Here is a 7,045-nt window from a genome sequence, read left to right on the forward strand (position 1 = left end):
CCCGCGAAGGCGAAGGGGAAGTACACGCTTATCGCCGGGCATCGCCGTCACGCGGCCGCGAAGAAGGCGGTACTGAAGACGGTGCCGTGCATCGTCCGGTTCGACCTCGCTGGCGACGACCGGGCGCAGCTCGAAGTGATGCTGACCGAAAATCTGCACCGCTCAGATCTCAACGTCGTGGAGGAGGGCAACGCGTACCAATCTCTGCTCGAGTTCGACGACGTCGACCTCAAGGGACTCGCTACCCGCACCGGTCACAAGCAGAAGACCATCAGGGATCGGATCAAGCTCGCGAACGCACCGCAGACGCTGCGGGACAGGCTCGTCGCTCGTCAGGTCACGATCGAGGACGCGCTCGCGCTCACCGAGTTCGCAGACGATCAGGCGGTGTACGACCGTCTCGCCCTGTTCCTCGGCACCTCCAACTTCGCCTTCAACCTCGAACATGCCCGCAAGCAGCGCGAGTGGGTCAAGCGTGAAGCGAAGCTCGTGAAGGAGCTGACCGACAAAGGGATTCGCGTCGTCACCAACGAGCAGCTCGACGAGGAAGTCGAAGCCGCCAGCACTGCGGCGGAGACCGACCCGACTGTCGAGACGTTCGAGTGGTATGAGATCGACGACGAGGACGAGGTGCCAGAGGGTGCCGAGCGGGCCGCGATGCCGAACCAGCATTCCGAGGACGGCATCACCTGGTTCTACAAGTCGGTGTTCGCCGACGCTGGGAGCACCGACAACGTCACTGATAAGGGTTCGACAGCACCGTCACCCGAGACACCGGCACAGGTGGAGGCGCGGGAAGAACGAGACCGGAAGGCCAAGCTCGAAGAGAATCTGCGCACCGCCGCGACTGTGCGCCGCCGCCACCTGGCAATGGCGGCGGCACAGCAGTCGAAAGACCTGGCAATCCGCAGCCTGCGCATCCTCGTCTTGGAACGCGCCACGTCCGCGCCCTACACCAAATCCGTTGCGATGGAGCTGCTCGGTGTCCCGCCGATGACGAAGGACGACGACGAGAACGACCACGCCGAGATCGAACGGCACGTCAACAAGATGAGCCTTGAACAACTCGCCGTCTCCGCGTACCTGCTGATGCACGTACTGCAGGAACGCGACCTGGCGGGTGTGTTCGCTTGGACTCGCGAATCGTACCCGGCGCTTGACGCATGGCATCACGATCTGACCGAGCTGTTCGGATACGAGTACTCCGACGTCGAACAGGGCCTGCTCGACGCGCGTGACGCGGTCGCGGCCGATGCGAAGGAGTAGAAGGTGGACTCCGCTGCACTCGCTGCCGCACAGGAGTGGTTCCTGTCCCTCCCTCCGGAGCGGCAGATCGGTCTCCACCGGTACATCGCGGGCAAGGAAGCGGCCCCGCACACCGAAGTCGAAGGCCAACTCGCCATCCCTATCCCCGGACAACGGCACCACCGAGCAGGAAGGACGTAGACCATGAGCGACGTCATCATCACCGTCGGCACCGCAGACCTCCGCGCGGCGCTCTCATCGGTCGTCGTGCACGCCGGCAACGACGAACACCTACCGACCTACACCCGCGTCCGGTTGCTCGTAGACCCGGTCAACCTGTGGGTCATGGCCACCGACCGCTTCTCGATGGGGCAGGCGATCGTGTCGATCTGGGAGCAGGTCGAACCGGGCCTSGCGACGATCGATGTTCTGCCGGAGGACGTGAAGAAGATCCTCTCGATCTTCAAGGCCGGCAAAGAGAAAGCAGACTCGGATGCCCCTGAGTTTCAGGTGCGCATCGAGGCCGACGACGAGTTCGTGACCCTCGTCGACTGTGCAGGGTTCGTCGATGGCCGTTCGTACAAGATCCCGCGGCTGCCGACCGATGAGCAGTTCCTCGAAATCCCGAAGATGATCTCGCGGGCGCATCACTCTGCGCCCGTGTTGATCGAGGAGCTCGCCGTCGACGGTCCGCGGTTCGCACGGTTCGCTGTCGCTGCCTCCGCCTATGTGAAGCCGCTCCTGCTCGAATCTCACACGGGGTTCCGATCCCTGTTGATCCGGGCGGGGGAGTCGTTCCTGGGGTTGCTGATGCCCCTCAAYATCGGCGAAGAAGACGCGRCGCGAAACAAGGAGTGGTCGGTGGCGTGGTCGTCCCGCCTCCCTGACCCCGCGTACAGCWACAACCACGACGAGGCGGCGAGCTGATGTCCAACACCTTCAACGTTTTCCGGCAYTCGATCCGCCTCGACGCRCCGGAGTTCTACCTCCCCATCAGTCCGAATTCGGTGGTGCTGTCGGTCGCCGACTGCCGTGAACGCCCCGGGCTCTCGGTGGACGTATGGGTACGCGTGCCCAAGGCCGACCGCTACGCCACCGAGACAGGGCGGTACGCGGTGTTCCATATCKCGGGCACCGGCCACGWCGTCGAAGCGGAGGACGCGACTCACTTCCTCGGCACCGTCGTCACTGCCCTCGGGCTGGTGTGGCACGTCTTCTACCGCTTCGAGACCTCGACAGACGGGATRGCAATCCGATGACCGCCGCAGCCCCGGAGGTAACCAGCGACATGCAAGTGATCATCACCTGCCGAGGAATCGGCGAACCGTACGGCACCAACAGYCTGTCCGGTGTCACCATGAAGCTCGATCCGAAGAAGTACCTGATCATCGAACTGGTGTGGTCGGCCGCGTTCGGACCGGTACCGCGGTGGGACGGGCGCAGCTTCACAGCCAACGTTCTCCACGCCGAACAGGCGCTGCTCGAATTGATCAGGAAGTACCCGGGCGCAATCCTTCTYGGCTACTCGGGCGGCGCGCAGGTCGCCGGTAATGTCGCCGCGCAGATCGGTGCCGGCCAGCATTGGGGCCTGATCATTCGCGCAGTCGCCCTGCTCTCCGACCCRTCGCGTCACAAGAGCCAGATCATCGGCGTCAACCGCGGCGGGCAAGGCATCCTCGGCGGCCGCTACATCCCCTCCGACCGTTTCCAGGTGCTGCAGTTCTCCGCACCCGGTGACCCGATCTCCGAACTCCCGGAAGGCAACGCCCTCGGCGATCTCGCGCAGCTGATCACCAGCCTGTCATTGGTCGACGTCCCCGCATGGATGGAAGACCTGCGCCGCAAAGCACTCAAAGGGGCGCTGCAGTTCTGGCGACGTNGCGCAGCTGATCACCAGCCTGTCATTGGTCGACGTCCCCGCATGGATGGAAGACCTGCGCCGCAAAGCACTCAAAGGGGCGCTGCAGTTCTGGCGACGTTCGGGCGTCGACTGGTGGGAGGCGTACCGCTGGTCTCTCGGATACACCGCGCATGGCCGCCACACCTGCTATCTCCACGAGAAGATGCAGAACGAGTCCGTCACCTATGCCGAGCGCGCCGCCTCGATGATCGCAGGTGTCCGATGAGGTGGCCTGTCACGCACGTCTATCGAAGCACCGCAACGGATCTCGTTGAGGCGCTGACCAAGGCCGAAACGCGGCGTGAGAACTTCAAGGCCGAGTGCGACGACTGGGCAGACACCTACCCGATGGATTCCGCAGACCGCGAGTATCAGGTNCTGACCAAGGCCGAAACGCGGCGTGAGAACTTCAAGGCCGAGTGCGACGACTGGGCAGACACCTACCCGATGGATTCCGCAGACCGCGAGTATCAGGTCCGCTACAACGGCGTCACCCTGGACCGCTGGTTCGCAGGATTCGAGTACGTCGAGGGTGACGACACCAAGTACCGCCGCAAGGCCGCCGAGGCACCGCACCCGGGCTGGAAGTTCAACCGCCGCACTGGGTGCTGGATTGCGGACACCCGGACTGAAGCAGGCAAGGCACTCGGCCGGTCGATGCCGTACGTGAGAGGACCGGCGTCGATCGCCGAGCGGCTTACCGGCCTGCCCACCATGATCACCGTCGGCGCGACCGGCGACGGCGGCTACTCCTGCACGTCGGCTCACATAACCGTCGCCAACGGCGTCGTCACAGCTGCGTGCCCAGGCGATCCGTTCGACAAGCGAGGCCCGAAGCCGAGCGAGAAGTTCGCCAGCTACTGGACGCCCATGAAGTTGTCCGACTACTACGCCGAGCAGGGGCTCTGACCACCATGACCACACCAACCTCGTTCCCGATGGCTGTGGCCGTCACCGATCTGTTCGTCGACGACACCTACCAGCGTGATTGCGACGTCAAGCGAGTACGCAAGATCGCAGCCGAGTGGGACCCGCGCCTTGTTGGCGTCCTCGACGTCTCGGATCGCGGCGAGCAGGCCAATCCACGGTTCGCGATCATCAACGGTCAACACCGCTGGGCCGCAGCTGGACTTCGCGACCCTGACGCGCACCTCGTCGTCAACGTCCATACCGGACTCGACTTGGCAGGCGAAGCGCAACTGTTCGACGACATCGACCGCAAGACCAAACCCATCTCGACGTGGGACCGGTGGCGGGCACGGAAAGCCGCCGGCGATCCCGATGTCACTGTCATCGAAGACGCAGTCACCCAACTCGGCTTGGAGATCAACCCTCGACCCGGACCGAAGAATCTGCGGTGCATCACCAGCCTGGAGAAGCTGCTCCGCAAGGGCGGACAGTCCCTCGTCGTCAACACGTTATTCCTGATCACCGACACGTGGCCGCCGTCCGTCGATGCTCTCGAAGGCGCAGTCGTCGCCGGCGTCGGTATCCTGCTCGACTCGTTCGACGACGTCGAAGCGGGAGCGACCTTCAAGACCGGCCGACTAGCCGATGCCATGGTCGAGATGACGCCCCGTCAGATCCGCGCACAAGCACAGAGCCTGCGTGAGTTCGAGTCGGGATCCCTCGCAACGATGGTCGCCGTCGTGCTGGTTCGCCTGTACAACCGCGAACGCGGACCGAAGCTCGACGAGAAAGCGATCCGCGGATGATCGCGCTCGTACAGACCTACCCATGGATGGTCTTCGTTGTGGCCGCCGGTATCGCCCTCTACGCGCTCGCATGGTCGGTACTGCGTGAGCCGGATTCGACCCGCGCTCGCAGCTATTCCAGCAATTCTCCCGAAGCCCGAATCCTGAGAGGCGAACTGTGACAAACGCACTGGTGTTCCTGGACACGGAAACCACTGGACTGCATCACGACCGGCGGCCGTGGGAGATCGCGCTGATTCGCCGCGAGCCGTCGGGTCGCACGTCAGAACTGCAGGTGTATGTCGACGACGTGGATCTGTCGGCGGCCGAGCTGATCGGTCTCAACGTCGGGCACTTTTACAGCAATCACCCGTCGTTCCGCACCGATTCTCCGATGACGTTGCACCCGGACCACGAGGCGCTTCAGTTGTCACCGGACGTGTGGCTGGCCACCGAGGCGAAGGCCGCGCTCATGATCGAGCGGATGACCCGCGGCGCGTCGATCGTCGGTGCGGTACCTAACTTCGACACCGAGTGTCTGGCTGCGATGCTTCGTCGCCACAAGCTCTGCGCGGCATGGCATTACCACCTGATAGATGTTGAGGCAGTCGCCCTCGGCTACCTGCATCGAGCAGGACCGTATCCACGGCAGCTGCTGGATCTGCCGATCAAGTCCGATGCTCTCTCCGAGCTCTGCGGAGTGCAGCCCCCGTCGGACGAGGAACGGCACACCGCGATCGGTGACGCTCGCTGGGTTCAGCGCTGGTACGACACGTTGACCGATGGTTCGAGCGCGGAAGGATGAGCCGCAGCGAGATCGGTTCGGTCGTGGTGGCGTTGGGTCTCGCGACGTCGGCGGTGTTCTTCGTCGCGTTCCGTGTGACGTCGGCGGCCGTGGCGTTCGGCGAGGTGTATCTCGAGCGTCGAGGCCGGCCATGATCCGGACCATCCACGACAGTGGGATGAAGGGTTGGAAGATCACCTGCGATTCGTGCGGGAAGGTCGCCNGGTGTATCTCGAGCGTCGAGGCCGGCCATGATCCGGACCATCCACGACAGTGGGATGAAGGGTTGGAAGATCACCTGCGATTCGTGCGGGAAGGTCGCCCACTTCTACGTCGACACCGCACGGGAGGCGTTCGACCTCGCCCGACGTCACTCGTGGATCAAGCGCAACAACCGCGATCTCTGCCCCGATCACCCGTCCTGACCAAAGGAGAAACCAGTGCGTGCATTCGCGAGGGCACCGCCCCTTAACCATTAATCGTCTCGCCCCCGTTGTTACCCGTTCTCCGACAAAGGATGTCCGTTGCCGTTCTTCCAGCTGGTCGACGAGTTGTCCAACAACCGCAAGATCAAGGCGTTGTTGGATCCCACACTCGACGGCGACATGTCTGGCTGTGCAGCGTTCACCGTCTGGTCGATCTCGGGAACCACGTCGCAGGCAGCGGGTAGCGATGGAGTGGTCAAACGTGCCGACGTCGCGAGGATTCTTCTCGACAGTCGAATGAGCCTCGACGCCGCCACGATGTTGGTCGAGGTCGGTTTGTGGCACGCGCCGGGGCATGAGTGCCCTCGGTGCCCGCCGGTCGCGGACGGGACATTCCTGTTCCATGACTGGTTCGACTTGCGATACGACACAGGCGCAGCGGTGCGGCTCAAGCGGCGCAAGGCCGCCGAGCTGAAGGACGCGAAAATTGTTGCGGCTGTGTGGGCGCGGGATTGCATCGATCCCAATGTCCCGGCGAAGCAGATGGCGGCGCAATGCCGGTACTGCGGAGTGGGCGCGGGATTGCATCGATCCCAATGTCCCGGCGAAGCAGATGGCGGCGCAATGCCGGTACTGCGGAACCGTGGTCAAGCGCATGGACAACAAGTCTGGTGTCAAACCGAATCTCGAACACGTCGACCCTTCGGTGACGAACGGTGCACGCAACATCGTGATCGCGTGCCAGCCTTGCAATTCGAGCAAGGGCAACCGCACACCGAAGGCCGCGGGGATGGAGTTACGTCCAGCTCCCCGCGCTGTCGCCGAGCAGCACACACAGGTCGTGGTCTCGCCGCCGCGTTCCGATGACGGGTTGGTTTCGTCTCCGCGTTCCGATGCAGGGTTGTCTTCGACGGGTAGCTCCCGCGAAGGCGTACTCGCCGGACGCGACGCAGACGAAGCGGTACTCGCCGGACGCGACGACGCAGGGACGCGCAGT

10 protein-coding genes and 1 pseudogene are annotated in these 7,045 nt (G+C 63.8%); 10 read left to right on the plus strand and 1 reads right to left on the minus strand.

The window, feature by feature from the left end:
• From ASG84_RS18845 to ASG84_RS27555, 9 genes are all read left to right on the plus strand, one after another.
• Positions 1-1,266 (plus strand): ParB/RepB/Spo0J family partition protein (locus ASG84_RS18845; protein WP_057478562.1); only part of this gene is annotated, 1,266 nt, incomplete at its 5' end.
• Between the two features lie 3 nt (positions 1,267-1,269).
• Positions 1,270-1,446, plus strand: coding sequence for a hypothetical protein (locus tag ASG84_RS27545; RefSeq protein ID WP_156399605.1), 177 nt, complete (start codon positions 1,270-1,272; stop codon positions 1,444-1,446).
• A gap of 3 nt (positions 1,447-1,449) precedes the next feature.
• Entirely contained in the window at positions 1,450-2,172 is a 723-nt protein-coding gene (locus tag ASG84_RS18850; RefSeq protein ID WP_057478563.1) for a hypothetical protein, read from the plus strand.
• Positions 2,172-2,504 (plus strand): DUF7352 domain-containing protein, encoded by a 333-nt coding sequence (locus ASG84_RS18855; protein ID WP_057478564.1) that lies wholly within the window; start codon positions 2,172-2,174, stop codon positions 2,502-2,504. Before ASG84_RS18850 ends, ASG84_RS18855 begins: the two co-directional genes overlap by 1 nt.
• A partial coding sequence (locus ASG84_RS28325) for a hypothetical protein (protein WP_235581738.1) occupies positions 2,501-3,124 on the plus strand: 624 nt, incomplete at its 3' end. The genes ASG84_RS18855 and ASG84_RS28325, both read left to right, overlap by 4 nt.
• A gap of 935 nt (positions 3,125-4,059) precedes the next feature.
• Entirely contained in the window at positions 4,060-4,860 is an 801-nt protein-coding gene (locus ASG84_RS18865) for a DUF6551 family protein (RefSeq protein WP_057478566.1), read from the plus strand.
• Complete coding sequence (locus ASG84_RS27550; RefSeq protein WP_156399606.1) at positions 4,857-5,021, plus strand: hypothetical protein; 165 nt, start codon at positions 4,857-4,859, stop codon at positions 5,019-5,021. Before ASG84_RS18865 ends, ASG84_RS27550 begins: the two co-directional genes overlap by 4 nt.
• Complete coding sequence (locus tag ASG84_RS18870) at positions 5,018-5,644, plus strand: hypothetical protein (protein WP_057478567.1); 627 nt, start codon at positions 5,018-5,020, stop codon at positions 5,642-5,644. The genes ASG84_RS27550 and ASG84_RS18870 overlap by 4 nt, the downstream gene beginning before the upstream one ends.
• A complete protein-coding gene (locus tag ASG84_RS27555; protein WP_156399607.1) occupies positions 5,641-5,778 on the plus strand; it encodes a hypothetical protein in 138 nt (45 codons plus the stop codon). Before ASG84_RS18870 ends, ASG84_RS27555 begins: the two co-directional genes overlap by 4 nt.
• 341 nt (positions 5,779-6,119) lie before the next feature.
• On the opposite strand, the gene ASG84_RS18875 is transcribed toward ASG84_RS27555, so the two are convergent.
• On the minus strand, positions 6,120-6,308 hold the full coding sequence (locus ASG84_RS18875; protein WP_156399609.1) for a hypothetical protein: 189 nt from the start codon (positions 6,306-6,308) through the stop codon (positions 6,120-6,122).
• A 395-nt stretch (positions 6,309-6,703) separates the two neighbouring features.
• Between ASG84_RS18875 and ASG84_RS18880 the strand changes: the two are divergent.
• Positions 6,704-7,045 (plus strand): annotated as a pseudogene (locus ASG84_RS18880) (hypothetical protein); the annotation flags it as partial.

This window comes from Rhodococcus sp. Leaf278, from assembly GCF_001426085.1.
Classification (GTDB): Bacteria; Actinomycetota; Actinomycetes; order Mycobacteriales; family Mycobacteriaceae; genus Rhodococcoides.